Source organism: Hominilimicola fabiformis, assembly GCF_020687385.1.
Classification (GTDB): Bacteria; Bacillota; Clostridia; order UBA1381; family UBA1381; genus Hominilimicola; species Hominilimicola fabiformis.
Genome location: NZ_JAJEQM010000044.1, coordinates 1 through 1,556, shown reverse-complemented (window position 1 = coordinate 1,556; position 1,556 = coordinate 1). Strand labels below are relative to the sequence as shown.

Below are 1,556 nucleotides of genomic sequence, written 5' to 3'. Positions count from 1 at the left end.
ATATATTTTCTTCAAGCAAATTTTCTACTTGCTCTTTGATTTCTTCAACTGATAAACCGTTGAATTTATCTTTTATTGTCTGCCATACATCTATTGATATTTCAATTTCTTCTTCAATTACATTTTGCGGTACGTCTGCCGCATAGTATTTTGAAAGGAATTTTGGCTTTAACGTAACAGCTTTAACAGACGGTTTACTGCTTGTTTTAGGCTTTTTATATCGTCCCTCGAATACATCAACCGCAGTAACCTTATTTAGCTTGCCCGACTTTGATAGCTCTCTTAATTGTTTTGATTTATTGATGTCTAACTTGTAATTAAATTCACAAATCACTTCATCAATTATTTCTTGTTCCGACTGCGTTAAATATGATAATTCCACTCCGGCACGAACAGCTATTTCATCGTCATCTATTCTTGTTTTTAATTCAAAGATAAGGGTATCAATTCTCAATAACCGTGCTATTGTTGGTCGAGATACACCATACTTATCTCCTATATTTGATACTGTATCTAACTTTGTATCCATTGGATACAAAGTTTCGGAATCCGCATCATTACTAAGGATTTCAAGGTTTTTCTCAATACTTTTTATCAAATCTGAACGCTTACCTTGTCGCTTATTTACTGCTACATCAAGTGCATATATATGAGCCTGTTCAGAAATTTTCATTTCTGTTATACCACGTTGTTTTGTGTTACTGTCTAACACAATCATCAGTGCGTCATCATCAGTTAAATTACTTAACACAACACATGGCACTGTTTTAAAACCGACTGCTTTGGCACATTCGCAACGATTATGACCGGAAAGAATTTGATAGTTATCGTTATCCAGTTTTCGTACAAGGACCGGAGTTAAAACTCCATGCTCTCTGATACTTTCTTTTAAATCTTCAAATCGTTCACCGGTATATAGTTCAAACGGATGTTCCGGGAAATGCTCAAGCATACTGATTGACAATTCAACACAACCGTTTTCTCTGTCTATATGCTCACCTGATGTTGTTGTCTGTGTTTCAGGTGCAGTCGATTGAAACATATTCATCATTTTTGCATAATCTCTTTTTACTTCTGCCATTTTTATATTCTCCTTTTACCTTATACTTTTAATAATCCCGATATTAATATCATCTCGCATATCGATATTAATATCGTCAATTACAATTAATTCATTGTTTAATTCTTTTCGTATTTCTGTTTCATTACATATGCAAACCGTATATTCTAAAACATAGTTACCTCTGTTATTTAAATTGAATTGCATACGAGTATTTATCAATCCTTTTTTTCTCAAACGACATATAATTATACTGACTTCTCTTACACTCATTCCGCACGCTTTAGCTATCTCTTTTTGTGATACATAACATTTATTTTTGTTATTTTTTCTACTGCATAGATAGATAAGAACAGTCAATTCATAAACTGTAAGCTTTTTATTTAGTATGTCAGAATGAATAAAAAATCCTTTATCAGTATTTGCTACACTAAATAGATTACTTGTCTGAGAACCATTTGCTCTCCACCTTGCTTTAACTTTAATAAGTCCCTTT

Annotated in this window: 2 protein-coding genes; both read right to left on the bottom strand. The window is 32.6% G+C overall.

Features of this window, described 5'->3' with window-relative positions:
* Nucleotides 1–1,081, bottom strand: a 1,081-nt coding sequence (locus tag LKE05_RS14040; RefSeq protein WP_022231179.1) for a ParB N-terminal domain-containing protein, incomplete at its 3' end; no start/stop codon positions are given.
* 15 nt (nucleotides 1,082–1,096) lie between these two features.
* A partial coding sequence (locus LKE05_RS14035; RefSeq protein WP_308457250.1) for a helix-turn-helix domain-containing protein occupies nucleotides 1,097–1,556 on the bottom strand: 460 nt, incomplete at its 5' end.